Origin of the sequence: Burkholderia sp. ABCPW 14 (assembly GCF_001523835.1) — a bacterium.
Classification (GTDB): Bacteria; Pseudomonadota; Gammaproteobacteria; order Burkholderiales; family Burkholderiaceae; genus Burkholderia; species Burkholderia mayonis.
Genome location: NZ_LOVS01000080.1, coordinates 1 through 25,627, shown reverse-complemented (window position 1 = coordinate 25,627; position 25,627 = coordinate 1). Strand labels below are relative to the sequence as shown.

At 67.2% G+C, this 25,627-nt stretch carries 22 protein-coding genes and 2 pseudogenes; 5 read left to right on the top strand and 19 right to left on the bottom strand.

Translation table 11 applies throughout. The features are described 5' to 3' along the window. Positions 1-74 precede the first annotated feature (74 nt). From WS62_RS11815 to WS62_RS11795, 5 genes are all read right to left on the bottom strand, one after another. Complete coding sequence (locus tag WS62_RS11815) at positions 75-971, bottom strand: MBL fold metallo-hydrolase (RefSeq protein WP_066571000.1); 897 nt, start codon at positions 969-971, stop codon at positions 75-77. Between the two features lie 14 nt (positions 972-985). Further along, the gene (locus WS62_RS11810; protein WP_066570999.1) at positions 986-1,984 is read right to left on the bottom strand and encodes a ketoacyl-ACP synthase III; all 999 of its coding nucleotides are present in this window, start codon (positions 1,982-1,984) and stop codon (positions 986-988) included. Then, positions 1,974-3,080 carry a 3-oxoacyl-ACP synthase III family protein gene (locus WS62_RS11805; RefSeq protein WP_066570998.1) on the bottom strand — a complete coding sequence of 369 codons (1,107 nt, stop codon included), beginning with the start codon at positions 3,078-3,080 and terminating at the stop codon, positions 1,974-1,976. Before WS62_RS11805 ends, WS62_RS11810 begins: the two co-directional genes overlap by 11 nt. Continuing rightward, on the bottom strand, positions 3,080-3,964 hold the full coding sequence (locus WS62_RS11800) for a hypothetical protein (RefSeq protein ID WP_066570997.1): 885 nt from the start codon (positions 3,962-3,964) through the stop codon (positions 3,080-3,082). The genes WS62_RS11805 and WS62_RS11800 overlap by 1 nt, the downstream gene beginning before the upstream one ends. A gap of 91 nt (positions 3,965-4,055) precedes the next feature. Next, positions 4,056-5,678 (bottom strand): AMP-binding protein, encoded by a 1,623-nt coding sequence (locus tag WS62_RS11795; protein WP_066570996.1) that lies wholly within the window; start codon positions 5,676-5,678, stop codon positions 4,056-4,058. Positions 5,679-6,363: 685 nt separating this feature from the next. On the opposite strand from WS62_RS11795, the gene WS62_RS36280 reads away from it, so the two are divergent. Continuing rightward, entirely contained in the window at positions 6,364-6,591 is a 228-nt protein-coding gene (locus tag WS62_RS36280) for a hypothetical protein (protein WP_156440957.1), read from the top strand. 313 nt (positions 6,592-6,904) lie between these two features. On the opposite strand, the gene WS62_RS11790 is transcribed toward WS62_RS36280, so the two are convergent. The 13 genes and pseudogenes from WS62_RS11790 to WS62_RS11730 form a co-directional block, all read right to left on the bottom strand. Beyond that, complete coding sequence (locus WS62_RS11790; RefSeq protein WP_066570995.1) at positions 6,905-9,436, bottom strand: adenosylcobalamin-dependent ribonucleoside-diphosphate reductase; 2,532 nt, start codon at positions 9,434-9,436, stop codon at positions 6,905-6,907. Between the two features lie 405 nt (positions 9,437-9,841). After that, positions 9,842-10,717 carry an ABC transporter permease gene (locus WS62_RS11785; protein WP_082720901.1) on the bottom strand — a complete coding sequence of 292 codons (876 nt, stop codon included), beginning with the start codon at positions 10,715-10,717 and terminating at the stop codon, positions 9,842-9,844. Further along, the gene (locus WS62_RS11780; protein WP_066570994.1) at positions 10,710-11,900 is read right to left on the bottom strand and encodes an ABC transporter substrate-binding protein; all 1,191 of its coding nucleotides are present in this window, start codon (positions 11,898-11,900) and stop codon (positions 10,710-10,712) included. Before WS62_RS11780 ends, WS62_RS11785 begins: the two co-directional genes overlap by 8 nt. A gap of 327 nt (positions 11,901-12,227) precedes the next feature. Continuing rightward, positions 12,228-12,914: pseudogene (locus tag WS62_RS11775) on the bottom strand (ABC transporter ATP-binding protein); the annotation flags it as partial. Further along, on the bottom strand, positions 12,911-14,074 hold the full coding sequence (locus WS62_RS11770; RefSeq protein ID WP_066570992.1) for an acyl-CoA dehydrogenase family protein: 1,164 nt from the start codon (positions 14,072-14,074) through the stop codon (positions 12,911-12,913). The gene WS62_RS11770 and the pseudogene WS62_RS11775, both read right to left, overlap by 4 nt. Continuing rightward, positions 14,047-14,613: a carboxymuconolactone decarboxylase family protein gene (locus WS62_RS11765; protein WP_066570991.1), complete on the bottom strand. Its 567-nt coding sequence runs from the start codon at positions 14,611-14,613 to the stop codon at positions 14,047-14,049. The genes WS62_RS11770 and WS62_RS11765 overlap by 28 nt, the downstream gene beginning before the upstream one ends. A 157-nt stretch (positions 14,614-14,770) precedes the next feature. Continuing rightward, positions 14,771-15,763, bottom strand: a complete 993-nt coding sequence (locus WS62_RS11760; protein ID WP_066570990.1) for an AraC family transcriptional regulator — start codon at positions 15,761-15,763, stop codon at positions 14,771-14,773. Between the two features lie 342 nt (positions 15,764-16,105). Beyond that, entirely contained in the window at positions 16,106-17,746 is a 1,641-nt protein-coding gene (groL, locus tag WS62_RS11755) for a chaperonin GroEL (RefSeq protein ID WP_066570989.1), read from the bottom strand. Positions 17,747-17,759: 13 nt separating this feature from the next. Then, positions 17,760-18,050, bottom strand: a complete 291-nt coding sequence (locus WS62_RS11750; RefSeq protein ID WP_066570988.1) for a co-chaperone GroES — start codon at positions 18,048-18,050, stop codon at positions 17,760-17,762. A gap of 166 nt (positions 18,051-18,216) precedes the next feature. Then, positions 18,217-18,631 (bottom strand): annotated as a pseudogene (locus WS62_RS11745) (hypothetical protein). A gap of 101 nt (positions 18,632-18,732) precedes the next feature. Continuing rightward, positions 18,733-19,695, bottom strand: a complete 963-nt coding sequence (gene speB, locus WS62_RS11740) for an agmatinase (protein WP_066570987.1) — start codon at positions 19,693-19,695, stop codon at positions 18,733-18,735. A 130-nt stretch (positions 19,696-19,825) separates the two neighbouring features. Then, positions 19,826-21,316 (bottom strand): aldehyde dehydrogenase, encoded by a 1,491-nt coding sequence (locus tag WS62_RS11735; RefSeq protein WP_066570986.1) that lies wholly within the window; start codon positions 21,314-21,316, stop codon positions 19,826-19,828. Between the two features lie 98 nt (positions 21,317-21,414). Next, a complete protein-coding gene (locus WS62_RS11730) occupies positions 21,415-21,966 on the bottom strand; it encodes a cupin domain-containing protein (RefSeq protein ID WP_066570985.1) in 552 nt (183 codons plus the stop codon). 428 nt (positions 21,967-22,394) lie between these two features. Between WS62_RS11730 and WS62_RS38070 the strand changes: the two genes are divergently transcribed. Beyond that, the gene (locus WS62_RS38070) at positions 22,395-22,598 is read left to right on the top strand and encodes a hypothetical protein (protein WP_071811507.1); all 204 of its coding nucleotides are present in this window, start codon (positions 22,395-22,397) and stop codon (positions 22,596-22,598) included. A 117-nt stretch (positions 22,599-22,715) separates the two neighbouring features. On the opposite strand, the gene WS62_RS36275 is transcribed toward WS62_RS38070, so the two are convergent. Continuing rightward, on the bottom strand, positions 22,716-22,904 hold the full coding sequence (locus WS62_RS36275; RefSeq protein ID WP_156440956.1) for a hypothetical protein: 189 nt from the start codon (positions 22,902-22,904) through the stop codon (positions 22,716-22,718). Here WS62_RS36275 and WS62_RS11720 point away from each other — a divergent pair. The 3 genes from WS62_RS11720 to WS62_RS11710 form a co-directional block, all read left to right on the top strand. Further along, the gene (locus tag WS62_RS11720; RefSeq protein ID WP_082720903.1) at positions 22,903-23,703 is read left to right on the top strand and encodes a gamma-glutamyl-gamma-aminobutyrate hydrolase family protein; all 801 of its coding nucleotides are present in this window, start codon (positions 22,903-22,905) and stop codon (positions 23,701-23,703) included. The two genes, WS62_RS36275 and WS62_RS11720, sit on opposite strands and share 2 nt — an antisense overlap. Before the next feature lie 26 nt (positions 23,704-23,729). Next, complete coding sequence (locus WS62_RS11715; protein ID WP_066570982.1) at positions 23,730-25,064, top strand: glutamine synthetase family protein; 1,335 nt, start codon at positions 23,730-23,732, stop codon at positions 25,062-25,064. Positions 25,065-25,099: 35 nt separating this feature from the next. Then, a partial coding sequence (locus WS62_RS11710; RefSeq protein ID WP_156440955.1) for an aminotransferase class III-fold pyridoxal phosphate-dependent enzyme occupies positions 25,100-25,627 on the top strand: 528 nt, incomplete at its 3' end.

Sequence of the window (25,627 nt, the reverse complement as noted above, 5' to 3'; positions counted from 1 at the left end):
GGCGCCGAAGATCCGAGGCGAGCCGGCCGGTGAGGCAATCGACGCGGGCAACGCCCGCGTCGGCGTTCGCGCGCCTACGCGGCGCGCTGGAACAGGTCGATCATTCGTTCCATGCTCTTCAGATGCAACGTGCGCGGCACCACTTTCGCGCTGCGCGCCGCATAGCGCTCGGTCCATTGCTGCGCGAGCGCGCGCGTCGCGGCCGCATCGCCGCGCGCCGAGCACGCTTCGTCGTCGCGCGCCGCGAGGCCGGCTCGCGCGTGCCGGACCGCGTGCCGCGCGACGTCGCCGCCGACGATCCCGTGATGGCCCAGCGCGATCCGCGCTGCCTGCTGCCGCTCGATGACGGCGAGCGACTGCCGGTACGCGGACAGATCCTGGAACACGAGGGGCAGCCACTGCGTCGGCCCGTGGTATTCGCCGAGCGCGTCCGACACGAACAGCAGGTCGAGCTGCGGGCAGTGATAGCCGAACAGGCAGACGCTGTGGCCCGGCAGCCCGATCGCGCGCATCCGCATCCCTTCGCCGATGTCGAGCGCCGTGCCCGGATTGACCGGGTACAGCGGGACTTCGGACAGGTCCGCGAGATCGGCTTCGGCGACCGGCTCCCACGCAACGGACGCCTGAGCATCGAGCTTTCTGATCGTCCTGCACGCGGACGGGCTCTGCAGCGCGTCGGCGGTGCCGGGCGAGCCGACCACGTGCAGCCACGGCATCCGCGCCTTCAATGTCCCGAGCAGGCTGCAATGGTCATAGTGCGAATGCGTGATCAGCCAGTAGCGCAGATGCCGGATGCCGCCGTAGTCCTTCAGCAGATCGTGAAGCTGTCGCCACACCAGTTCGGTCATGCCGCTCAACCCGCCTTCGATCAGCGTCGCGGCTTCGTCGTTGACGACCACGTACAGCGGCACTTCCGCGCTTCCGACGATGGCGAGCCGCGAGTCGATCCAGCCAGGGGTGCAGTGCTGCATGTCGTTCAGCTCCTTCAGCTCCGATAGAGCGCGCACGCCCAGGTGGCGCCCGCGCCGTAGGTCACCAGCAGGTTCAGTTGCCCGGCTCGCATGCGCCCTTGCTCGTGCGCGAGCGCGAGCGCGACCGGAAACGCGGCGCTCGCCATGTTGCCGAGGTGCTCGACGGAGATCATGCAGCGCTCGCGCGGCAGGCCGAGTTGCTCGATCACCGCGTCGATGATCCGCAGGTTCGGCTGGTGCGGCACGACGAGCCCGATGTCGCCGAGCGTCAGCTTGTGCTTGTCCAGCATCTGACGGCATGCGTCGACGATGCGGCGCGTCGCGTCCTCGAACATGTCCGCGCCGCGCATCCGGAAGTAGTGGCGGCCCGCCGCGATGTCGTCGGCATCGATGAAGTTCGGCCGCTTCGCGCCGGGCGCCTCCGTCTGCAGCAGATCGAACTGCGTGCCGTCCGCGCCGAGCGACAGGTCGACGAGGCCGCGCGTCGCGTCGGCCTGCCCTTGCAGCACCATCGCGGCGGCGCCGTCGCTCAGCAGGATCGACAGGTTGCGGCCCGCGTTGCTCGTGTCGATCCGCCGCGACAGCGCTTCCGCGCAGATCAGCAGCACGTTGCGATACAGGCCGCTCGCGAGGAAATGCCGCGCGATTTCGATCCCGTACAGCCCGCCGCTGCATTGCGCCCGGATGTCGAAGCACGGAACCTCGCGCAGCCCGAGCCGCGGCTGGATGTAGCACGCCTGCGACGGATCGTGATGATCCGGCGACAGCGTGTTGACGATCAGCAGGTCGATGTCGGCCGGCGTCACGCCGGCGTCGGCCATCGCCCGCCCGGCGGCCGGGCACGCGAGGTCCGCCAGTTGCTGGCCGGGCGCGAGGTAGCGGCGATGCAGCACGCCGGTGCGGGTGCGAATGAATTCGTCGCTCGTGTCGATGACGCTCGCGACCTCGTCGTTGCCGACGATCCGCTCGGGCAGCGCGTACCCGAGCCCGGCGATGACGAGGTTACGCGGCATGATCGGCCTCCGCGGCATCGACGGTCGAATCCGCGTCGGTCACGACCGTTTCGCCCCAGCGCCATAGCTGCGCGCCGAAGCCCCAGCCGGCGCCCGCGCCCGCGATCACCACCTGCGAGCCCGGCTTGACGACGCCGCTGCGGATTGATTCGTAAAGCGCGAGCGGCACCGCGGCCGACACGAGGCACGCGCAGTCGGCAAGGCGAATCACGTATTGGTCCGGCGTGAGACCGAGGCGCTGCGCCCACGCGCGCACGAGGATCTCCGACGGCTGATGGAACACCATCGCGTCGATGTCGTCCGTGTTCAGGCCGCTCTTGCGCAGCAGCCGCTCGACGATGTCGGGAATCGCCTCGGGCATGAAGCGCGCGATCTGCTCCTGCGCCTCCGGCTTCAGCGTGAAATACGCGCCGAAGCGCTCGGCCTGACGCTCCGCTTCGTCGCGGTTCGCTGCGGGTTTCGGGTAGCGCCATTGCATCGTCGCGAGATCGTAGTGCGTCGCGTCGCTGCGATAGACGGCGTTCAGCCAGTCCGCGCCGTGCGGATCGTGCGCGTCGGCCACGAGCACAGCGGCCGCCGCGCCGTCGCCGAACGTCGTCGACGACTTGCTCGCATAGTCGACGACCGACGACATCCGCTCCGACGAGCACACGAGCGCCCGCTTGACGCGCCCTTGCTTGATCAGGTTCGTCGCGAGCTGCAGTTGCAGCACGAAGCTCGCGCATTCCATTTCGACATCGGCGTCGAGCGCGCGGTGCGCGCCGAGCCGATCGCGCAGCGTGCGCGCGAGCCGCGGCGCGAAGCGCCTTGCGCCGCCCTCCGCGGTGACGAACGGCGACGTGATGTTGAACAGCACGAGATCGAGATCGGCCGCCTCGACGCCTGCGCGCGCGAGCGCCTGGCGCGCCGTGTGCTCCGCCATCGCCAGCTCGGATTCGCCCGCGCGCGGATCGATCACGTAGCGCGACTTGATTCCCCAGAAGTGCCACCACTCGGAAGGAATCGGCTCGACTTCGTCGAAAACCGGATCGTCGTTGCGCAGCAACCGCGACGGCAGATTGCACGCCAGACTGGCCATACGAACGTTGTAGGACATCAGATCTCCATTGCGATGCATGCGATGCGCGGCTTGAACACGTCGAGCGTCAGCGCGGCGACGATCTGCGTGTCGCCGCGCGCGCCCGCGGCGCCGCTCGCGCGGGTCGCGAGCCACGCGGGTAGCTGGAATGCGGGGGGAATGTCGGCCGCGCCGTCGATCACGTCGACGCGCGACTCGCTCGCGAAGCCGGCGTCGTCCGACAGCCAGCCGCGCAGCCACGACTCACGAAACAGTTCACACACGTGCGCATCGACCTTGCCGCGCACGTCGGCGACGACCGCGCATACGGCCGCGTCGGCGTTGCCCGGCTGCGTGCGAAAGCGGCCGGTCGCGGGATCGAAACCGCTGTCGAAGCGCGCGACGACGCCGGTTTCGTGCGTGCGGCGCGCGGGCACGGCGTCGAGCGTCGCGAGGCTCGGCGCGTCGAGATCCGCGTAGCTCGCGTGATAGCGATCGTCGCGCCCGGGCGTCAGCACGATCGCGCCCGCGCCGTCGGCGAAGCCGCTCGACGCGGTGCCGTCGACGTCGGCCAGCGCCTCTGCTTTCACGACGAGCGCGCGGCGGTAGCCGAGCTGACGGCAATGGCTCTGCACGAAATCGAGCGCGAGCGTCCAGTCCGCGTCGAGCAGATCGAACACGGCCGCGTTGGCCGCGCGCAGATCGCGCTGCACCGGATGCGCGAGGCGCGGCCCCGCGATGGGCGCCGCGTCCGCCATCCGGTTCGGAGAGACCGACAAGCTGACGATGAGGTCGAGCTCCGACGGCAGGCAGCGCGCTTTCGAGAGCGCCTGCCTCGCCGCCTTGACCGCATAGTCGTTCGCAAACGCAAGCGCGTGCTTCGCGCCGTCCGATATTGCAATACCCGCTCCTAGTATTTTCATGTCGCTTCGATCTTGTGTGGGTTTGACGTTGTCGATGCCGATCGCCGGCCGGCTGCGCGGCGGTGCCGTGCGCGGCCGGCCCGCACGGCCGTCAGGCCGCTTGCGCGTCCTCGGCCGCCTGTCGCAGCTTGAAACGCTGCAGCTTGCCGGACTCGTTGCGCGGCAGTCCGCTCGCGTGATACTCGATGCGCCGCGGATACTTGTAAGGCGCGATCAGCGCCTTCACATGCTGCTGGAGCGCCGCCGTCAGCGCATCGGAGCCGCTCACGCCCGGACGCAGCACGACGTGTGCGCGCACGAGCGTGCCGCCGCGCTCGTCGGGCGCGCCGACGACGCCGCACTCGAGCACGTCCGCGTGGCGCAGCATCGCTTCTTCGACTTCGGCGGGCGAAATGGTGTAGCCGAGGCTGATGATCAGATCGTCGGCGCGCGACTGGTAGAACAGGTAACCGTCCTCGTCGAGATACGCGGCATCGCCCGTCAGGTTCCAGCCGTGCTGCACGTAGTCGCGCTGCCGCGCGTCGTTCAGATAGCGGCAGCCGGTCGGCCCCTGCACCGCGAGATGGCCGACGTGGTAAGGCGGCAGACGCTCGCCGCGCTCGTCGAGGATCGCGAGCCGGTAGCCGGGCACCGCCTTGCCGATCGCCCCCTCCTTCGCCCGCGCTTCATCCGCCGACGCGAAGATATGCAGCATCTCGGTCGCGCCGATGCCGTCGATGATGCGAATGCCCGTCCGGGCCAGCCACGCGTTGCGCGTCGGCACCGGCAGCGCCTCGCCCGCGCACACGCATCTGCGCAGGCTCGAGATGTCATGGTCGTCGACGGCGTCGAGCATCGCGCGATAGGCGGCCGGCGCGGTGAACAGGATGCTGACGCGATGCGCGTCGACCGCGGCGAGCAGCCGCTCCGGCTTCGCCCGCTGCAACAGCACGACGCTCGCGCCGACGCTCAGCGGAAACAGCAGCAGCGCGCCGAGGCCGAACGTAAACGCGAGCGGCGGCGAGCCGCAGAACACGTCGTCCGCGTCGGGCTTCAGCACGTGCTGCGGAAAGCAATGGCAGATCGCCATCACGTCACGATGGAAATGCACGGTCGCCTTCGGCCGCCCGGTCGTGCCAGACGTGAACGCGACGATGCACGGATCGTCGGCGCGCGTGTCGACCGCCTCGAACGTGGCCGGGTACTCGCGCATCAACCGCTCGAACGCGCCGGTCTCGTCCGCTTCGTAGCAGCGGACGAATTCGACGCCGGGCGCAGCCGCCATGGCCGCCTGCAATTCCGCCGACACCGACGCCTCGCAGAGCGCATGCGAGACCTTCGCTTGCGCGATGACTTTCGACAACTCGCCCGCGCGCAGCAGCGGCATCGTCGTCACGGCGACGCCGCCCGCCTTGACGACCGCGAACCACGCGGCGGCGAGGAACGGATGATTGGTTCCGTGCAGCAGCACCCGGTTGCCCGGAACGAGGCCGCCGTCGCGCACCAGCATGTTCGCGATCCGGTTGCTGTATTCGAACAGGTCGCGATACGACCACGCGACGCCGGATTCGGTCTTGATCGCGACGCGATCGCCCCATCCGCGCTCGGTCACGGCGGCATCGAGGAGCGCCGCCGCGCAATTGATGCGCGCCGGAAACTGCAGGCCCGGCAACTCGAAGACGAACTCCGGCAGATCGGTCGTTGCAGGCAGATTCATGCGGCAAAAATTGTCCATCGTCAGTGCTCACGAGAAGTTGACTGAGAAACCGGGGTGATTCGGCATCGCACGCGCCATGCGACGCGAGCCGGACGCCGGCGAAGCCGCGCGTGCCGCATGCCGGCTTCGTCGATTGATCGAGCGCGCTCCGATCGAACGCAGGCCTGCGTCCGCCGACGCGCCGACGCTCGCCCCACCGTTTCCCCGACGGCGCGGGCGGCGGCATTCTCGTCGCGGCCACTCACCACATTCGAATTCCGGAAAACAATGACCGCCGCAACCGGCGATTCATCGGAAGCGTTCGGATTGAAATTTCGATCCCATTCAGGCCGGCACATCCTGAAATTCGATCATTTCAATCCACTGGACCCTTTCAAATAGTTTCCATGACCTGAAAATATCTTTCCGCCGATCTTGAGCGCGCAATATTAAAAACAAATTTCAGAAAAATAAAGCCCTTGCCTGAAAACACCGTCCTAAATAGTCGACTATTCAACCCCTAAGGCATTGGAGCCTCGGGATTTCGGGTTCCCGTCCATTTCGTTGACTCGTCAAAAAACTCGGGTAGATCGTTTTTATGGCAGCCAAAATATTTCATATAAAGTTCGCTCACGCGATTTGACATTTCAAATATGGAAACAAAGGCGTTTATATTTTTATATAGCCATTTTCAATTCACGTCACTGAACCGAAATTCAACCAAATGAAGCGTTCCAGACATTTATCCATCCATTCAATCGCCCAATCAGGAAATTTCGGCGGTACGACAGAATCGTCATCCGGTCAATATGCGATGGCCGAAGCAGCGCGCACGCGACGCATCGATCCTCCCTCAGCGCTCGGCTCGAACGAGGACGCAAACGGGTTCATTCGCCGCGCGGATAGGCCGCTGCCGCTCGGGCGGCTAAGCGATCCGGATGAATCAGCATGAGATGGGGCAGACCGAAAGTTGGAGAGGTCCGGCTGACGCCGATCCTGTTCTCGTGATGCTTCGGTGGAAAATCGGCGCGTCGCGCGGCGCCCGGACGATGCGCGCGATGGCAGCCGAATCGAAATCGATTGCTCCGGGCATCTCGCCGTCACGTAGTGCGGACATCGCGCGCAAGCGCCGGGGCAACAGTGCGACAGCGCCTATCGAGCGAAGCGATCGTGAATCGAAGCGCCGCGCGCGATCGATAGCCCCGCACGGCCGTGCCTCATGGAAATCGCGCGCCGACTGCCGCGCCGGCGCGCGCCTCGAACGGTCAACCGCAGGCGCCGATCTCGCCGCACGCGGTGCAGAAATCGCAGCCGTCCTTGCGGATCACCGCATTCGCACCGCACGAGTTGCATTTGCGCCCGAACATCGTGCGCAGTTCGGCGGTGCTGCGCGTTGCCGCAACCGTCTCGTCGTCGCTTTCGCCGCCCGCCGGTTCCGTCTCGGCGGCGAGCATCGCGGCGACCGCGCGCAAATCCGCGCCGCCGCGCGGCAGCGTCGCGAGCAGGCGCGACGGCACCTGATTGCCTTGCGCATCGAGGAAGCCGCGGCGATGCAGGATCTGCTGGATCGCGAAGCTGAGCGCCGCGACCTCGGAATCGTGCCACAGCGGAATGCGCCGGCCGTCGAGCCGCTGCGTCTCGCCGAGCCGCACCTGCCCGCGGTCCCACGACACCTTGCGCAGATCCTGCAGATTGCGTGCGACGAAGCCGCCGCGCGCGGCGAGCGACAGCGAGCGCATCGTCGCCGTGATCCATTGCTGCGACTCGTCGCGCTGGCCGACCGGGATGAAGAACTCGATCGGCCGCTCGATCGTCACCTCTTCGCCGCCGATGCGCCCCGTCACTTCCATGAACGACACCGCGACGTACAGCGACTTCTTGCCGAGCTGCGTCAGGTATTCGACCTTCTCGATCACGGCGGGCAGCTCGCCCTTCGGCCGATGGTCGATCGCGATCCGCAGCGGATCGAGGTCCGCCTCCGTCAGCGCGTCCTCCGGCTCGGACGTGTGCAGCACCGCGCCGAGCGTCTCGTTCGGCCGATACGTCGCGAGCCCCTTCAGGCCGCTCTTCCACGCGTCGAAATAGAGACTCTCGAAATCGTCGAACGGATAATCAGCGGGCACGTTGACCGTCTTCGAGATCGACGTGTCGACGTACGGCTGCACGGCCGCCATCATCGCGAGATGGTCGTGCGCGGACATCTGCAGCGCGCTGACGAAATAGTCTGGCAGCGCGTCGACGTCGCCGCCCAGCTCGCGATACAGCCGGTACGCGTAATCCTCGACGGCGAACGTCTGGCGGCTGCCGTCCGCCATGACCTTCGTGCGCTGATAGGTCCACGAGAACGCGGGTTCGATGCCGTTCGACGCGTTGTCCGCGAACGCGAGGCTCACGGTGCCCGTCGGCGCGATCGACAGCAAGTGGCTGTTGCGAATGCCGTCGCGCCGGATCGCGTCCTGGATGTCGTCGGGCAGGCGCGACGCGAACGTGCCCGCTTCGAGATACCGGTCCGCGTCGAAAAGCGGAAACGCGCCGCGCTCGCGCGCGAGCTCGACCGACGCGTCATACGCCGCGTCGCGCATCTCGCGCCCGACGCGCGCGGCGAAATCGCGGCCTTCCTGCGAGTCGTAGCGCAAGCCGAGCATCACGAGCGTATCGCCGAGGCCCGTGAAGCCGATGCCGATCCGCCGCTTCTGTTCCGCTTCGTGGCGCTGCTCGGGCAGCGGCCATAGCGTCACGTCGAGCACGTCGTCGAGAAAGCGCACCTGCGTGCGCGTGCGCTCGGCGAGCGCATCCCAGTCGAACAGGCTGTCGCCGCCTTGCAACTGCGCGAACGGGTCGATCACGAAGCGCGTCAGATTGAGCGGCCCGAGATTGCAGCAGCCGTATGCGGGCAGCGGCTGCTCGCCGCACGGATTCGTCGCACGAATCGTTTCCACCGCGCGCAGGTTGTTGTCGTCGTTCATCTTCGAGATGAACACGACGCCCGGCTCGGCGACGTCGTACGTCGAGCGCATGATCTTGTCCCAGATCGCGCGCGCGCGCTTTTCCGCATAGACCCACATCCCGTCGTCGCGCCGATGCAGGTCGTCCGCCGCGCGCCGTGCGGGCGACGGCTCCGCGCGATGCACGAGCTGCCAGGGCTGGTCCTGCTCGACCGCGTCCATGAACGCATCGGTGATCGCGACCGAAATGTTGAAGTTGTTCCAGCGGCCCTTCGAGTGCTTCGCTTCGATGAATTCGAGCAGATCCGGATGATCGCAATCGAGCACCGCCATCTGTGCGCCGCGCCTTGCGCCCGCGCTTTCGACGGTGCGGCACGACGCGTCGAACACGTCGATGTAGCTGCACGGCCCGGACGCGCTCGAGCCCGTCGAGTGCACGTACGCGCCGCGCGGGCGAATCGCCGAGAAGTTGTAGCCGACCCCGCCGCCGCGTCGCATCGTCTCGGCCGCCTGCAGCAGCGCTACGTAGATGCCGGGCAGCCCGCGCTCGTCGACGCCCTGGATGCAGTCGCCGACCGGCTGCACGAAGCAGTTGATCAGCGTCGCCGCGATCGAGCTGCCCGCCGCGCTCATGATCCGGCCCGCGCCGAGCGCGCCGCGCTGCAGGTGCTCGACGAAGCGCGCCTCGATTTCGTCGCGCAGCGCGGCGGGCTCCGCCTGCGCGACGCCGTGCGCGACGCGGCGATAGATGTCGTCGACCGTTCGTTCGTCGCCCTTCGCGTATTTTTCCAGTAGCACGTCGGTGGAGAATTGTTGCGGAGCGAGGTGGAACTCGGATGCGATGGTCGCCATGGACAGCCTCTCTACGGCATTGCGCGTGGATCATGGGCTCGACACGCCGGCCACCGGCACGTGGGGCGATCGAGAGCGGCGCGGCGCCGCATTCGACGACCATACCGCAGCCGCCATTCCGCCGCAATCGGCGGCGCGCGGCCGCCGCGCGGAAAACTACGGCCGGATCAACGGAAAGCCGACGAGCGACGGAAAATCGGGGCGCGGGGTACGCATTGTCGCGCAACGGGTAGCAAGTTGCTTGCCGCTTCGCAGCATGCGAAGCGGCAAGCACGCGTGCTCCGCGCGGGCACGGACTTGGACTTGGACTTGGACTTGGACTTGGACTTGGACTTGGGCCTGGGCCTGGGCACCGCGCATGCACGCGCGCCGAGCCGGCGACGCGTGAAGCGACCGCGCGTCGCGTCACGCGCGCGCCTTCGTCCAGCGGGCAAGCGCGGCCCGCGCGAGCGCATCGAGCGCGAGCCCGATCGCGCCGATCACGACGATCACCGCCGCGAGCTCCGAATACGCGAGCCGGTCACGCGTATCGAGCACGAGATAGCCGAGCCCAGCACTCACGCCGAGCATCTCGGCCGGCACGAGCACGATCCACAGCACCCCGATCGCGAGCCGCACGCCGCTCAGCACCGACGCGGTGATCGCCGGCAGCACGACGTGCCACGCCAGTTCGGCACGCGTCGCGGCGAGGCTCTCGCCGAGTTCGAGCCAGCGCCGGTCGATCTGGCCGACGCCCGACGCGGTGCTCATCAGGATCGGCCAGAACGCGGCGAACGCGAGCAGGAAGCAGATCGAGCGCTCGCCGATGCCGAACGACATCACCGCGAGCGGCATCCATGACAGCGGCGAGATCATCCGCAGGAACTGGAACGTCGGCGACAGCAGCGCGTCGAGCCACTTCACGCGCCCGATCAGGAGGCCAAGCGGCACGCCGAGCACGAGCGCGATGCCGAGGCCCGTCGCGACGCGCACGACGCTCACGCGCACATGCATCACGAGGCGCTCGTCGTGCAGCAGCGCGGGCACGCTGTCGAGCGCGCGCTCCGGCGCGAACAGGCGGGCGAGCGATTGCGGGCCCGCGAGCCCGTGCGTCGCCGCCCACCAGAGCGCGATCGTGCAAACGAGCCCGCCGATGCCGATCGCCGCTTCGCGCAGCGGATGCGCAAACGATCGGCGGCGCGCATGCACGGACGAGGCCGCCGCGCGCAATGCCGTTTCGCCTTCACGACGAGAAGCCGCGCCGCCGCCCGCCGACGCGCGCCGAACCGATACGTCAGACAACGATCGTCTCCTCGCGCGAGTACGATTCCGGCAGCCCGAACGCCGCGAGGCCGCCGACGGCCGCAATACTTTTCCTGACGAACCGCGCGTCGACGAGCTCGCCCGCGACGCGCGCCGGATCGAGCCGTTCGAGGAAGCGCGCATCGCCGTCCATCGCGGTGCGCTTTAAGCGCCGCACGAGCTCTTCGGTATAGCTCGGGAACGGATACGGCTGAAAATCGATCCGCCTCTCTCGCCAGCTGGCGTGCCGGATGGCGCCGCGCGCGCGGTAGTCGGCGTCGAGCGCGGCCGACGGCGCGAGCACGCGCGACAGCGCCTGCACGGTGTGCGGCGTGTAATGCTGCGCGCCCTCCTTCGACAGCAGCCGTGCGGTCTCGTCCGGATGCGCGCGCGCCCAGAGCTGCGCCTTCACGATCGCGTCGACGACCTTCTGCGACCACTGCGGCCGCGCGTTCAGATCCTGTTCGTGCATGAACACGACGCAGCACGCATGGTTCTGCCATACGTCGCCGGTGAAGCGCAGGATCTTGCCGATCTTCATCAGTTCGACCGCCGCATTGAACGGCTCCGCGACGATGTAGCCCGCGATCTGCCCGGCCGCGAGCGCGGGCGGCATGTCGGCGGGCGCCATCACGACGAGGTTCACTTCGTTCGCCCCAACGCCGCCCGAGCGCTTGAGCACCGGCGAGAGCCCGTTCTCGCGCAACAGGTGCTGCAGCACGACGTTGTGAATCGAATACCAGAACGGCACCGCGACGGTCTTGCCGCCGAGCTGGCGGACGTCGTCGATCGCGGGCGCGACCGTCAGCGCCGAGCCGTTCACGTGATTCCACGCAACGACCTTCGCCGGCACGCCGCTGCCGTAGCGCGCCCACACCGTCATCGGCGACAGCAGATGAACGACGTTGACCTGCCCCGACAGGAACGCCTCGACGAGCTGCGCCCAGCTCCGCAGCAGCCGCGGCTTCTCGGCCGCGACGCCCGCCGCTTCGAAATAGCCGTTGTGATGCGCGACGAGGAGCGGCGCGGCATCGGTGATCGGCAGATAGCCGATCCGCACCGGCGCATCGGGCTCGGAAGCCGCGCGCGCGGCGCGTTGCGCGAGGAGCGGCATCGCCGCCGCGCTCGTGAACAGCGCGGCGAGCTTCAGCCACTCGCGGCGTGTGATCGGTACATCGCACATGGTCGGTCCGTTGACAGGATGAAGAAATCAGAAAGAGGGAAACGCGTCGCTCGCGCGTGCGTGCCGCTCGGCTTCGGGCGCGTCGCGCAGCGCGCGCAACGTGCGGAGGATCTCGACGCGCAGCGCGTCGAGACGTTCGAGTCGCTCGCGCTGTTCGAATTCGCTCCGCGACGCATCGCACGTAGCCGATGCAGCGCGGATCACGAATGCCTTCGATACGTCGGGCTCGACGGAAAGACGAGACGCGGCGTCAGTCGCAAGCGTGCCGCGCGCATCCGACGCATCGCGCCGATCGCCCTCGCGCGAGCGCATCTCGAAGCCTCCGCGCGCCGCCGCATGCGCGGCAATCGTCCACACGCCGGCCGTCCCGCCGCGCCCGTCGAGCAACACGATCCGGTCCGCGACGCGCAGCGCCTCGTCGATGTCGTGCGTGACGAGCACCGTCGCCGCCCGCGTGTCGGCGACGACGCGCAGCAGCAGGTCCTGCATGTCGGTGCGCGTCGCGGCGTCGAGCGCGCCGAACGGCTCGTCGAGCAGCAGCACTTGCGGCTGCCGCGCGATCGCGCGCGCGAGCGCGACCCGCTGCGCCATCCCGCCCGACAGTTGCGACGGATAGTAGCCGCGCGCATGCGCGAGCCCGACTTCGTCGATCGCCCACGCGACGCGCCGCGCGCGTTCGTCGCGCGTCAGGCGCGGCTGTCGCTTGAAGTCGAGCCCGAACGCGACGTTCTTCTCGACCGACAGCCACGGCAGCAGGCTCGCCTCCTGGAACATCAGCACGACGTGTGGGTGAGGCCCGTCGAGCGTGCGGCCCGCCATCGCGATCGAGCCGGACGCGGGCTTGCGCAGGCCGGCCAGCACGCGCAGCAGGCTCGACTTGCCCGCGCCGCTCGCACCGAGCACCGCGACCCGTTCGCCCGTGTCGACCGCGAGATCGAAGCGGTCGAGCACGGGCGGGCGCGCCGCGTCGTAGGCGAGCGTCAGCGCGCGAGCGTCGAGGCGCGACATGCTCATGCGGCGTCGCGCGCCGCGTGCTTCGCGAGCTCGCTCTTCAATTGCACGAGGCTCGGCGTGACGACCGGCACGAACGCGGCCTCGCGCCAGCGTCGCTCGAAGCCGTTGTCGAAGCCGTTGTCGAAGCCGTTGTCGAAGCCGTTGTCGAAGCCGTTGTCGACGCCGTCGCGACGCACGTACGCGCGGCCGCCGCTCGCCTGCAGCTCGAGCTGCACCGCCGTCTGCGCGAGCTCGGCGAGCGCGATCCGGATCTCGAAGAGCCGTGCGCGCTGCGCGCCGAACGTGCCGTCGCGCAGCCCGACGACGAGACGCTCGACGGTCGCGTCGAGCGCATCGCTCGCGGCGGCGATTTCCGTTTCGAGCACACGTCGCGCGGCGCCCGCCGAGCAGCGCGCCTCGTCGAGCGAGCGGCTCGCGAGCCCGATCGCCATCGCGCATTGCATCCCGAGAAACGCGGGGCGTACGACAGGCAGGAACGCGTGCGCATCGTCGTGAATCCGCCAGCGCGCGTCAAGCGCGACGTCGTCGAACCGCAGCGCGGCCGTATTGCTGCCGCGCAACGCGATCAGATCGAGGTCGTCGCTTCTCGTGAGACCGGCCGCATCGTCGCGCACCGCGAAGATCGACGCCGCGCGCCCGTCGTGCGCAACGGCGACCGCGACCAGCGCACCGCCCGGCCGCACGTTCGTCACCCACGGCAACGCGCCGTTCAAACGCCATGCTTCGGAAGACGAAGGATCGGGTGTCGCGTCGAGCTGCAGCGATTCGATCCCCTGTAGATACTTCATCGCATTCGACAGGCCGGTCGCGCCGGCCGCCTCGCCGCTCAGCAGCGACGGCAGCCAGCGCGCGCGCAGCCCGGCATTCGGGCTGTGCAGCAGATATTCGATGAAGGTCCGCTGCGCCCAGCATACGAACGCGGCCGTCAGCGAATGCCGGGCGAGCGCGGCGATCGTCGCGACTGCCTCGACGACGTCGGCCGCCGCGCCGTCGCGCTCGGGCACGCCCGCGCGAAACGCGCCCGCCGCGGCGAGGCGCGGCACGAGCTGCTGTTTCGATGCAGACGAAGCGTCGAGCGACGCCGCATGCGCGTCGAGCCAATCGGTCAGCGCCGGATCAAGCGCGATCCGGGTCAGGCGGGTTGCGTGCGCGGTTCCCATCGGTAGGCGGCCAGTTCAGGATTCAATTCGTTCTGCGCGAGATTGTTCGCGAAGTTGCAGAGCGTCGCGAGGCTCACGCCGAGCACGATCTCAAGCGCGTTCGCGCGCGTGAAGCCTGCGGCGATGAACGCATCGAACTGCACGTCGCTGACCGCGCCGCGCGTCGCGATCACCGCGCGCGTGAACGTCGCGACCGCCGCGAGACGCGCGTCGGCGGGCGGCTCGCCCGCGCGCAGCGCATCGACATCCGGATTCGGGACGTGCGCCTTCTTCAGCGCGACCGCCGTATGCCCGGCGACGCAGAAACCGCAGCCGTGCGTCGCGGCGGCCGTGATCTGCACGGCCTCGCGCTCGGCGAGCGTGAGGCCGCTGCGGCCGTTGATCTCGGCGACGGCCAGATAGGTTTCGAGCGCCGTCGGCGCGTTCGCGAGCGATGCGACGAGATTCGGCAGGAAGCCGTTGTTGTTCAGCGTCCGGGTGAGATACGGCACGCTCGCTTCGGGCGCATCGCTCGGCGTGAGAAGAGGAAGTCGGCTCATGTGAGGCTCCGGATGGGATGCACCATTGTCCGAAGCTCGCCGATGGCGGGCAATGCGCGAAAGTCTGCGAGTGCTGCGAATTCGTCCACGCGTGCGAAGCGGCGAACGAAAGGACGAAGCGGACGCTTCCGCGTAACGGCGAAGCGACGGAGCCCGCTCAATGCAAAGCGGCGTTCGCTCCAGCGGCATGCGGGCCGTCGGCCGTGCGGCCGAGCGGCGGCGCACCGCCCTGCTCGCGCCGGTATGCGCCCGGCTGCAGCCCGACGGTCCGCTTGAACGCATGCGCGAACGCCGATTCCGACTGGTAGCCGACCCATTCGGCGACACGCGCGATCGCCCCGCCCTGCCGCAGCATCTCGGCCGCGATCTTCATCCGGATCAGCGTGACGAATTGCGCGGGCGGCTGGCCGCACGCATCGACGAAGCGCTTGAAGAACGTCGCGCGGGACATGTGCGCGAACGAAGCCATTGCATCGGTCGTCCATGGGCCGCCCGGCCGGTCGATGACGGCCGCGATCAGGCTCGCGAATTCGGCGCGGCGCATCAGCGGCGCGAGGCCGCTCGCGAGCGAATCGTCGTCGACCGCGTCGCGCACCGCGTAGAAGAACAGCAGCTCGGTCAGCCGCGCGATCAGCGGCGACGGCTCGTCGAACGAGCCGGGCTTCGCCGCCTCCGCGCGGATCAGCCCGACGATCGCATGGATCTGTTCGGCCGCCGCGCTGCCGCGCCGAACCACGACGCAATCGGGCAAGTACGATGCGATCCAGTCGCTCGATCCGTTGCGAAACGCGAGAAAGCCGCATGCGAGGCCGACCGCGTCCCGCGCGTCGGGATCGAAGCGCTGCATGGCGGGCGCCGTGCGCACGGCATCGCCCGTGCGTGCGGGCGGCGTCGCGCCGGACGTCAGCGCATGCGGGAGGTCGCGCATCAGGAACACCGCGTCGCCTTCGGCGAGCGGCACGCTCGCGCGGCCGTCGGAGATATGCAGCCAGCAGCCGCCATGCAGCACGACGTGGAAGCTCGCCCGCGCGCGGCCGGCCGTCGACGCGCGCCAGCCGTCGCCGCAATATTGGCCGACGTGAAAGATCGAGCTGACGGGCTCGAGGCTCGACAGCAGCCAGTGGATGATCTTGTCTGTATGCGCCTGCATGCGTCGCGCCCCCGGTCGTGTCGTGTTGGTCGAATGCGATGGTAATCGCATTACGATAACGGCACCGCGCCGGCAGACAAACCAACGTTTCATTGGACGCTTATGAGCAAGGGAAATAAACGCAACGCGGCAGGCGTCGAACGGTTCGGTTCGACGCCTGCCGCTTGGCGGGCATTCGGTTCGATGTACGGCGCTTCGTTTTGCGTGCCGTGCATCGTGCGTCACGCGTCATGCGTCACGTTCGATGCCGTGCATCGGCCTGCGTCACCGCATCACACCCAGGCGCGCGCCGTGCATGCGCGCGCCTGTCGAGCAGCATGCATCCACGGCTGCGCCACGCGCTCAGAAGTCGAAGCCCGGGCCGCCCGCGCCAGGCACGCCCGCCGGCGCGGGCGACGGCGCGTCCTTCGGCGCTTCGTGGACGGTCGCGTCCGTCGTCAGCAGCAGCCCCGCGACCGACGCCGCATTTTGCAGCGCGGTGCGCGTGACCTTCGTCGGATCGAGCACGCCCGATTCGACGAGGTCGCCGTATTCGCCCGTCGCCGCGTTGTAGCCGTAGTTGCCCTCGCCGGCCGCGACCGTCGCGACGACGACGCTCGCCTCTTCACCCGCGTTCGCGACGATCTGGCGCAGCGGCTCTTCGAGCGCGCGCAGCACGATGTTGATGCCGGCCTTCTGATCGGCGTTCGCGCCGATCAAGTCCGCGATCGCCTGCTTCACGCGAATCAGCGCGACGCCGCCGCCCGGCACGATGCCTTCCTCGACGGCCGCGCGCGTCGCGTGCAGCGCATCGTCGACGCGATCCTTCTTCTCCTTCACTTCGATTTCGGTCGCGCCGCCGACCTTGATCACCGCGACGCCGCCCGCGAGCTTCGCGACGCGCTCCTGCAGCTTCTCGCGATCGTAGTCGGACGTCGCGTCGGCGATCTGCGCGCGGATCTGCTTCACGCGCGCCTCGATGTTCGGCTTGTCGCCCGCGCCGTCGATGAGCGTCGTGCTGTCCTTGCCGACCTCGATGCGCTTCGCGCGCCCAAGCTCGGCGAGCGTCGCCTTCTCGAGCGAGAGGCCGGTTTCCTCGGCGATCACCTGGCCGCCCGTCAGGATCGCGATGTCTTCCAGCAGCGCCTTGCGGCGGTCGCCGAAGCCGGGCGCCTTGACCGCGACGGTCTTCAGGATGCCTCGAATGTTGTTGACGACGAGCGTCGCCAGCGCTTCGCCCTCGACGTCCTCGGCGATGATGAGGAGCGGCCGTCCCGCTTTCGCGACCTGCTCGAGCACCGGCAGCAGATCGCGAATGTTCGAGATCTTCTTGTCGTACAGCAGGATGAACGGCTCGTCGAGCACCGCGAGCTGGCGATCGGGATTGTTGATGAAGTACGGCGACAGATAGCCGCGATCGAACTGCAGCCCTTCGACGACATCGAGCTCGTCGGCGAGCGACTTGCCGTCCTCGACGGTGATCACGCCTTCCTTGCCGACGCGGTCGATCGCCTCGGCGATCCGCTGGCCGATCGATTCCTCGCCGTTCGCCGAGATCGTCGCGACCTGCGCAATCTCCTTGCTCGTCGTCGTCGGCTTGCTGATCTTCTTCAGCGCCTCGACCGCGGCCAGCACGGCCTTGTCGATCCCGCGCTTCAGATCGAGCGGATTCAGGCCGGCGGCGACGTACTTCTGCCCTTCGCGAACGATCGCCTGCGCGAGCACGGTCGCGGTCGTCGTGCCATCGCCCGCGGCGTCGCTCGTCTTCGATGCGACTTCCTTCACGAGCTGCGCGCCGATGTTCTGCACCTTGTCCGCGAGCTCGATCTCCTTCGCGACCGACACGCCGTCCTTCGTGACGACGGGCGCGCCGAAGCTGCGCTCGAGCACGACGTTGCGGCCTTTCGGGCCGAGCGTGACCTTCACCGCGTTCGCGAGCAGATTGACGCCTTCGACGAGCTTCGTGCGCGCGCCATCGTGAAAAATGATTTCTTTCGCTGCCATGACTCGACGCTCCTCAGGATTGAACGACCGCGACGATTTCTTCTTCGCGCAGTACCAGCAATTCGTTGCCGTCGACCTTCACGGGCTGCCCGGCGTATTTGCCGAACAACACGCGCTCGCCGACCTTCACGTCGGGTTCGACACGCTTGCCGTCGGCGTCGCGCCGGCCGGGGCCGACAGCGACGATCTCGCCCTGGTCGGGCTTTTCTGCCGCGCTGTCCGGGATGACGATACCCGACGCGGTCTTGGTTTCCTGGTCGAGTCGCTTGACGACGACGCGATCGTGGAGCGGACGTAGGCTCATTCTCAGGTTTCCTTATCGAAGTCGTTGGCACTCGGGTTCGATGAGTGCCAGTCCGGTGTCGAGTATAGAAACGTGCAGTCGATCGCTCCAATAACGGATTGGCACAAACTTATCGGCGAATCGCATAAGGCGCGACCGGGCATCCATCGGCCGGCAGCCGGTCGCGCTAGATGAAGAATGTGTCGAGGAACGCCGCCGCTTCGTCCGAGATGCCGACGATCTTGTTCGTCGCCTGACGATAGAGCTTGAAGTTGAGCTCGGTTGCGGGCTGACCGTCGCGCCGGTCGGCGAAGCGCCTGAGTTCGTTTCGTCCGAGCGGCCGCTTCGCATGCGCCATGCGCTCGATGGCGACGCTCACGCGCGGCGTTTGCCGGGCCACGCCGGGGAGCTTCGCGATTGCTTCGACAAACGTCACGATGCCGCGCGCGATGAGGCCGTGCCCACCCTCGCTCTCGCTCGCGAGCACGAAAATCGTGTCGCCCGCGGCGACATGCTTGCCGCCGTACATCGTCTTTTGCGCGGTAAACGCGAACGTCTTCGCCTGCGGATCGCTCACTTCGGCATTTGATCGCAAATGCCATGCTTCGCCTCCGCTCGCGCCCAAATTTCGTTGTCGTCCCAGCCAGCCATTTGCGCGCCGCTCGCTCCAGAAATAGGCGCGAGCGGCATTCGGCACCGTCGGTCAGCGCGCGCCGACCTTGCGCTGCCGCCACAGGCACAGCAGATCGCACGCGATGTGCGCGGCCGCGATCGCGGTGATCTCGCTCTGGTCGTACGCGGGTGCGACTTCGACGACGTCCGCGCCGATCAGGTTCACGCCGCCGAGGCCGCGCATGATCGACAGCGCCTGCGCGGACGACAGCCCGCCCGCGACCGGCGTGCCCGTGCCCGGCGCGAACGCGGGATCGAGGCAGTCGATATCGAATGTCAGATAAGCGGGCCGGTCGCCGACGATCGACCGGATGCGTTCGAGCGCCGCGCGCGAACCGTGCTCGTGCACCCACGCGGCGTCGAGCACGTTGATGCCGAGATAGTCGTCGTTCCACGTGCGGATGCCGATCTGCACCGACGTCTTCGGATCGATCAGCCCTTCGTCGACCGCCTTGTAGAACATCGTGCCGTGATTGAGGCTGTCCGGATCGTCGTCGGCCCATGTGTCGCAGTGCGCGTCGAAATGGATCAGCGACAGCGGCCCGCCGTACTTCTGCGCATGTGCAATCAGCAGCGGATACGTGATGTAGTGATCGCCGCCGAACGTCAGCATCTTCGCGTTCGATCGCAGGATCGTCTGCGCGTGCTCGACGATCGTGGCCTTGATCGTCGGCGGATTGTGCGCGTCGAACCAGCAGTCGCCGTAGTCGATCACCGCGAGATCGTCGAACGGATCGAAGCCCCATGGATAGGGATGCAGCTCCGCGAGCTGCACGCTCGCCGCGCGCACCGCGGACGGGCCGAGGCGCGCGCCGGAGCGAAACGTCGTCGCGAGATCGAGCGGCACGCCGGACACGGCGACGTCGACGCCGTCGAGATCGCGACTGTAGTTGCGTCGCATGAACGACAGCACGCCCGCGTAAGTGTTTTCGATCGAGGAACCGTAGAGAGAGGGACGGCGGATCGCGCCGTCGCCATAGAGCGTTTCATTCATCGAATGACCCGTTGGAGCGACCGGCTCGTTCGCGGCGCTGCAAGGGAAAAGGCGAACGGGCCGGCGGTCGGATTCATTGGGAACGCGGCGGCGCGATGCGTTCGCGCCGCCGCGCTGGCTTGCGAATCCTTTAGCGCAGCCGCACGAGCGTCGACTTCAGCTCGGTGTACTTCTCCAGTGCGTGCAACGACTTGTCGCGGCCGTTGCCCGACTGCTTGTAGCCGCCGAACGGGAAGTTCATGTCGCCCCCTTCGTCGTAGCAGTTGACCCATACCGTGCCCGCGCGCAGCCGCCGCGCGACTTCGTGCGCGGTCGTCAGGTTCGCGGTCCACACCGCCGCGCCGAGCCCGTAATCGCTGTCGTTCGCGATCCTCACTGCTTCGTCGACCGAATCGAACGTGATCACCGACAACACCGGGCCGAAGATTTCCTCGCGCGCGATCTTCGCGTCGGGCGTCGTATCGAACACGGTCGGCTCGATGTAGAAGCCGCCGCCCTTTTCGTTCACGCGCGCGCCGCCGAGCAGCAGCTTCGCTTCGCCGCGGCCCGACTCGATGTAGCCGAGCACGCGCTCGAGCTGGACCTCGTCGACGATCGCGCCCATCGACACGTTCGGATCGAGCGGATTGCCCGGCGCATACGCGCGCGCCGCGGCGACGAGCTTCTCGACGAACGCGTCCTTGATGTCGCGATGCACGAGGAGACGCGAGCCCGCCGTGCACATCTCGCCCATGTTGTAGAAGATCGCGCCCGCCGCCGCCTTCGCCGCGCGATCGAGATCCGGGCAATCGGGCAGCACGATGTTCGGCGACTTGCCGCCGAGTTCGAGCCACACGCGCTTCAGGTTCGATTGCCCCGCGTACTGCATGATCAGCTTGCCGACGCCCGTCGACCCGGTGAACGCGAGACAGTCGACGTCGCGATGCAGCGCGAGCAGCTTGCCCGGTTCGCCGCCGCCCGGCACGACGTTGAACACGCCGGCCGGAATGCCCGCCTCGTGCGCGAGCTGCGCGACCTTGATCGCCGTGAGCGGCGATTTCTCCGAAGGCTTCAGCACGACACTGTTGCCCGCGGCAAGCGCCGGCCCGAACTTCCACGACGCCATCAGGATCGGGAAATTCCACGGCACGACCGCCGCGACGACGCCGAGCGGCTCGCGCGTGACGAGGCCGACGAGATGATGATCGGCGGGCACCACTTCGCCGCCGACCTTGTCGATCGCTTCCGCGAACCACTCGACGCAATACGCGGCGCCCGGCACGTCGACCGTCGTCGTGTCGCCGATCGGCTTGCCCGCGTCGAGCGTCTCGAGCAGCGACAACTCGTCGAGGTGCTCGCGCATCAGCGCCGCCCAGCGCAGCAGGATCGCCTTGCGCTTGCGCGGGCTCAGGCCCGCCCACACCTGCGCGTCGAACGCGCGCCGCGCGGCGGCCACCGCCGCGTCGACGTCGGCCGCGCCGCAATCGGCGACCTTCACGAGCACGCGGCCGTCGATCGGGCTCACGCAATCGAACGTCTTGCCGCCGTGCGCGTCGCGATACGCGCCGTCGATGAATGCGCGCCCTTCGATCGCGAGCGTCGCAGCCTTGTCCTGCCAGTAAGCCAAAGTCGTCTTGTCCATCGGGATTGCCTCGTAGGATTTGATTCGCCATGCGTAACGATGCACGTGACGCCGCTCACTTGCGGCGCGCGGCGGCGGCGAATCACGTTGGCGCGTCGTCAGAAGGTGGGCGGCGAATTCGCCGACACGACCTCGCAGACGTACTCCGCGCTGGGATTGCGAAAACGGTGCGGCAAGCGGCTCTCGAAGTAGTAGCTGTCTCCGGGATCGAGCAGCCACGTCGTGCCGTCGACAGTCAGCTCGATCTGCCCGGACACGACGACGCCGCCCTCGTGTCCCGCATGCGCGAGCATTTCCGGACCGGTGTCCGCGAGCGGCTGATAGACCTCGCGCATGATGCACATGTTGCGGTCCTTGACGCCGGAGCCCGCGAGATAGAAGCCGATCGCGTCGTTGCCGAGGTTCGGCATCTCGCTGCGGCGCGAGACGACCGAACGGTTCTCGTCGACTTCGAACGTGAAGAACTCCGCGAGACTCATCGGAATGCATTCGAGCAATTTCTTCAGCGATCCTACCGATGGACTGACGCGGTTCTGTTCGATCAGCGAGATGGTGCCGTTCGTGACGCCCGCGCGCTTCGCGAGCTCGCGTTGCGACAGGCCGTACTTCATGCGTATGTGACGCAGACGGGTGGCGACTTCATTGGACATCGATAGGGATTCCGACACGATTGGGAGCGTCGACGACCGACGATTGCGTGGCTCGAGTGTCGAATATTCTAATCACTTTCAATTGATTTCTGTCCGGGAAAACCCTGAAAGGCGTTCGAAATAATGCACGCCGCCGCATGCAATCGTTTATGCAGGATTGATGCCCGCCACAGAAAGAGCATAGTGATCCGTATTTTTGAAAAATATTTGACGCCGTTTTTGGCTCGTATATGCTGATCCACAGGTCGGCGTCACATCATCGTCATGTTGCAGCGCGTTCCGACGGTGTCCGAAGTAGGCAACGCGTTGGCGATCTTGCCGCCGGACCGCCGCCCCGATTTATTAAACGCCGAGTGCGTTCGATGAACCGGGGTGTTCAAAACTTTCAACGTCACCAGTCGAGTGTAATCGTGAGAGTCCGTGGCCCTCTGGTAAGGTGGGATCGAAGACATGCGGCAAGCATCCCGCATGACGTCGCCCTCTCCGACGGCAGCAGCGGCGCGCTTGTTCCTCGCCTGCTTCCTTCCGTCTTCACCATCCTGTCCCGTCGTTCCGTACGACGTCACAACGCCGTCTCCGCACGCGCCTACATCGCCGTGCACATCGACGAAGTCGCCTCGCTGCTGCCGTAGCGCCTCTCCTTCTGACGCAGTTCGCTTCGAGCGTATGCCCTGACGCCTGATCGGCGCAGCGGCGTGCCGCATCGTCGCGCGTGCGCTCGACCATCCCCGTTGCGCCGCGCGTTCGATTCAAGCAAGCGTCATCCCCATTCGTTGCGTGCCGTGCGGTTGTCGGCTTGCCGCCGTCGCTCGTCCGTCGCGCCTCTCTCTCAGCGGCTTCGCGCATTGCGTGAAGCTGACGGGCTCTGTCACGCCTGCCGTATTGCGATTTTCGATGCGCGATTCGCAATCCCGGCGTTCATCGAACGTGAAATTCATGCAAAGCAAACCATTGGTCGGAATCACCGCGGATAAAACAATGATGGGCGCGCATCCATCGCACGTCGCCGGCGAGAAGTACATCACGGCAATCGTCGACGGCGCAAACGCGCTCGCGATGCTCGTGCCCGCGCTCGGCGCGCGGCAAGCGACTCCTGACGTGCTCGCCGCCGTCGACGGACTGCTGTTTACCGGCAGCTATTCGAACGTCGAGCCGCATCGTTACGGCGGCCAGCCGAGCGCGCCCGGCACGCTGCACGACCCGGCGCGCGACGCGACGACGCTGCCGCTCGTGCGCGCGGCGATCGACGCCGGCGTACCGGTGCTCGCGATCTGCCGCGGCTTCCAGGAGATGAACGTCGTGTTCGGCGGCACGCTGCATCAGCACGTGCATGCGGTCGAAGGCTTCAACGATCACCGCGAAAACAAGCGCGACGCGCTCGACGCGCAGTACGCGCCGGCGCACGCGATTCGGCTCGCGCCCGGCGGGCTGCTGCAGCGCCTGCTAGGCGGCGCGGCCGACGCGCGCGTGAATTCGCTGCACAGCCAGGGCATCGCGCAATTGGGCGCGGGCCTTGCAATCGAAGCGGTCGCGCCCGACGGCCTCGTCGAAGCCGCCGGCGTGCCGGGCGCACGCGCATTCGCGCTCGGCGTGCAATGGCATCCGGAGTGGAAGCACGCGGACGATCCGCTGTCCACCGCGATCTTCCGCGCGTTCGGCGACGCATGTCGCGACCGGATGCGCGCCCGAATGCAGAACGACGCCGACCTGCTGCCGGCGCATGCGGTCCACGCGTGAACCGGCCCACTACAACGAGAACGATCATGCAAGACATCGACGAATTCCTGAAGAAACATCGGATCACCGAAGTGGAAGCGATCATCCCCGACATGGCCGGCATCGCGCGCGGCAAGATCATTCCGCGCAGCAAGTTCGAAACCGGCGAATCGATGCGCCTGCCGCAGGCCGTGATGATCCAGACTGTCACTGGCGACTATCCGGAAGACGGCACGCTGACGGGCGTGACCGATCCCGACATGGTGTGCCTGCCCGACGCGTCGACGATTCGCCTGATTCCGTGGGCAATCGATCCGACCGCGCAGGTGATTCACGATTGCGTGCACTTCGACGGCACGCCCGTCGAGATCTCGCCGCGCCGCGTGCTGCGCCGCGTGCTCGAGCTTTACAAGGCGAAAGGCTGGAAGCCCGTGATCGCGCCGGAGCTCGAGTTCTATCTGGTCGACATGAACAAGGACCCGGATCTCCCGCTCGCGCCGCCGATCGGCCGCACCGGGCGGCCGGAGACGGGACGCCAGTCGTACTCGATCGAAGCGGTCAACGAATTCGATCCGCTGTTCGAGGATATCTACGAGTACTGCGAAGTGCAGGATCTCGAAGTCGACACGCTGATTCACGAAGTCGGCGCCGCGCAGATGGAGATCAACTTCCTGCACGGCGATCCGCTGAATCTCGCCGACCGCGTGTTCCTGTTCAAGCGCACGGTGCGCGAAGCGGCGCTGCGGCATCACATGTACGCGACGTTCATGGCGAAGCCGATGGAGAACGAGCCGGGCTCGGCGATGCACGTGCATCAGAGCATCGTCGACGAAGAGACCGGACGTAACCTCTTCACCGCCGCCGACGGCAGCCCGACCGACATGTTCTACGGGTACATCGCCGGGCTGCAGAAATACACGCCCGCGCTGATGCCGATCTTCGCGCCGTACATCAACTCGTATCGCCGGCTGTCCCGCTTCATGGCCGCGCCGATCAACGTGCAGTGGGGCTACGACAACCGCACGGTCGGCTTCCGGATTCCGCATTCGTCGTCGGTGTCGCGCCGCGTCGAGAACCGGATTCCGGGCGTCGACTGCAATCCGTATCTCGCGATCGCGGGCACGCTCGCGGCCGGCTATCTCGGCATGACGCAGCACCTCACGCCGACCGAGCCGCTCGTCAGCGACGGCTACAGCCTGCCGTACCAGCTTCCGCGCAATCTCGAAGAAGGCCTGACGCTGATGTCCGCGTGCGAGCCGCTCGCCGGCATCCTCGGCGAAAAGTTCGTGAAGGCCTATCTCGCGTTGAAGGAAACCGAATACGAAGCGTTCTTCCGCGTGATCAGTTCGTGGGAACGCAAGCATCTGCTGCTGCACGTCTGAACGCAAACGCAGCCGCATCTATACAGGAGGCAACGATGAGCTACCGACTGAACGAATCGGCATGGGTCCAGCCCGCCGCACCTGCGGCCGGCGCACATGCCGAACAACGCCGCACGACCGCCGCATACCGCGCGCTCGACGCCGCGCATCACATCCATCCGTTTTCCGACATGGGCGCGCTCAATCGCGCCGGCAGCCGCGTGATCGTCAAGGCCGAAGGCGTCTATCTGTGGGATTCCGACGGCAACAAGATCATCGACGGGATGGCCGGGCTCTGGTGCGTGAACGTTGGTTACGGCCGCAAGGAACTCGCGGACGCCGCGTATCGGCAGCTCCAGGAACTGCCGTTCTACAACACGTTCTTCAAGACGACGCACCCGCCGATCATCGAACTGTCGGCGCTGCTCGCCGAGATCGCGCCGCCGTCGTTCAATCACTTCTTCTATTGCAACAGCGGATCGGAAGGCAACGACACGGTGCTGCGCGTCGTCCATCAATACTGGCGCACGCAGAGCCAGCCGCAGAAGAAGGTCGTGATCTCGCGCAGGAACGGCTACCACGGC

Excerpts from the sequence above, each read along its gene's own strand:
- WS62_RS11815 (WP_066571000.1), bottom strand. The coding sequence starts at position 971 with ATGCAGCACTGCACCCCTGGCTGGATCGACTCGCGGCTCGCCATCGTC.
- WS62_RS11810 (WP_066570999.1), bottom strand. The coding sequence starts at position 1,984 with ATGCCGCGTAACCTCGTCATCGCCGGGCTCGGGTACGCGCTGCCCGAG.
- WS62_RS11805 (WP_066570998.1), bottom strand. The coding sequence starts at position 3,080 with ATGTCCTACAACGTTCGTATGGCCAGTCTGGCGTGCAATCTGCCGTCG.
- WS62_RS11800 (WP_066570997.1), bottom strand. The coding sequence starts at position 3,964 with ATGAAAATACTAGGAGCGGGTATTGCAATATCGGACGGCGCGAAGCAC.
- WS62_RS11795 (WP_066570996.1), bottom strand. The coding sequence starts at position 5,678 with ATGGACAATTTTTGCCGCATGAATCTGCCTGCAACGACCGATCTGCCG.
- WS62_RS36280 (WP_156440957.1), top strand. The coding sequence starts at position 6,364 with ATGAAGCGTTCCAGACATTTATCCATCCATTCAATCGCCCAATCAGGA.
- WS62_RS11790 (WP_066570995.1), bottom strand. The coding sequence starts at position 9,436 with ATGGCGACCATCGCATCCGAGTTCCACCTCGCTCCGCAACAATTCTCC.
- WS62_RS11780 (WP_066570994.1), bottom strand. The coding sequence starts at position 11,900 with ATGTGCGATGTACCGATCACACGCCGCGAGTGGCTGAAGCTCGCCGCG.
- WS62_RS11770 (WP_066570992.1), bottom strand. The coding sequence starts at position 14,074 with ATGGGAACCGCGCACGCAACCCGCCTGACCCGGATCGCGCTTGATCCG.
- WS62_RS11765 (WP_066570991.1), bottom strand. The coding sequence starts at position 14,613 with ATGAGCCGACTTCCTCTTCTCACGCCGAGCGATGCGCCCGAAGCGAGC.
- WS62_RS11760 (WP_066570990.1), bottom strand. The coding sequence starts at position 15,763 with ATGCAGGCGCATACAGACAAGATCATCCACTGGCTGCTGTCGAGCCTC.
- groL (WP_066570989.1), bottom strand. The coding sequence starts at position 17,746 with ATGGCAGCGAAAGAAATCATTTTTCACGATGGCGCGCGCACGAAGCTC.
- WS62_RS11750 (WP_066570988.1), bottom strand. The coding sequence starts at position 18,050 with ATGAGCCTACGTCCGCTCCACGATCGCGTCGTCGTCAAGCGACTCGAC.
- speB (WP_066570987.1), bottom strand. The coding sequence starts at position 19,695 with ATGAATGAAACGCTCTATGGCGACGGCGCGATCCGCCGTCCCTCTCTC.
- WS62_RS11735 (WP_066570986.1), bottom strand. The coding sequence starts at position 21,316 with ATGGACAAGACGACTTTGGCTTACTGGCAGGACAAGGCTGCGACGCTC.
- WS62_RS11730 (WP_066570985.1), bottom strand. The coding sequence starts at position 21,966 with ATGTCCAATGAAGTCGCCACCCGTCTGCGTCACATACGCATGAAGTAC.
- WS62_RS11720 (WP_082720903.1), top strand. The coding sequence starts at position 22,903 with ATGCAAAGCAAACCATTGGTCGGAATCACCGCGGATAAAACAATGATG.
- WS62_RS36275 (WP_156440956.1), bottom strand. The coding sequence starts at position 22,904 with ATGAATTTCACGTTCGATGAACGCCGGGATTGCGAATCGCGCATCGAA.
- WS62_RS11715 (WP_066570982.1), top strand. The coding sequence starts at position 23,730 with ATGCAAGACATCGACGAATTCCTGAAGAAACATCGGATCACCGAAGTG.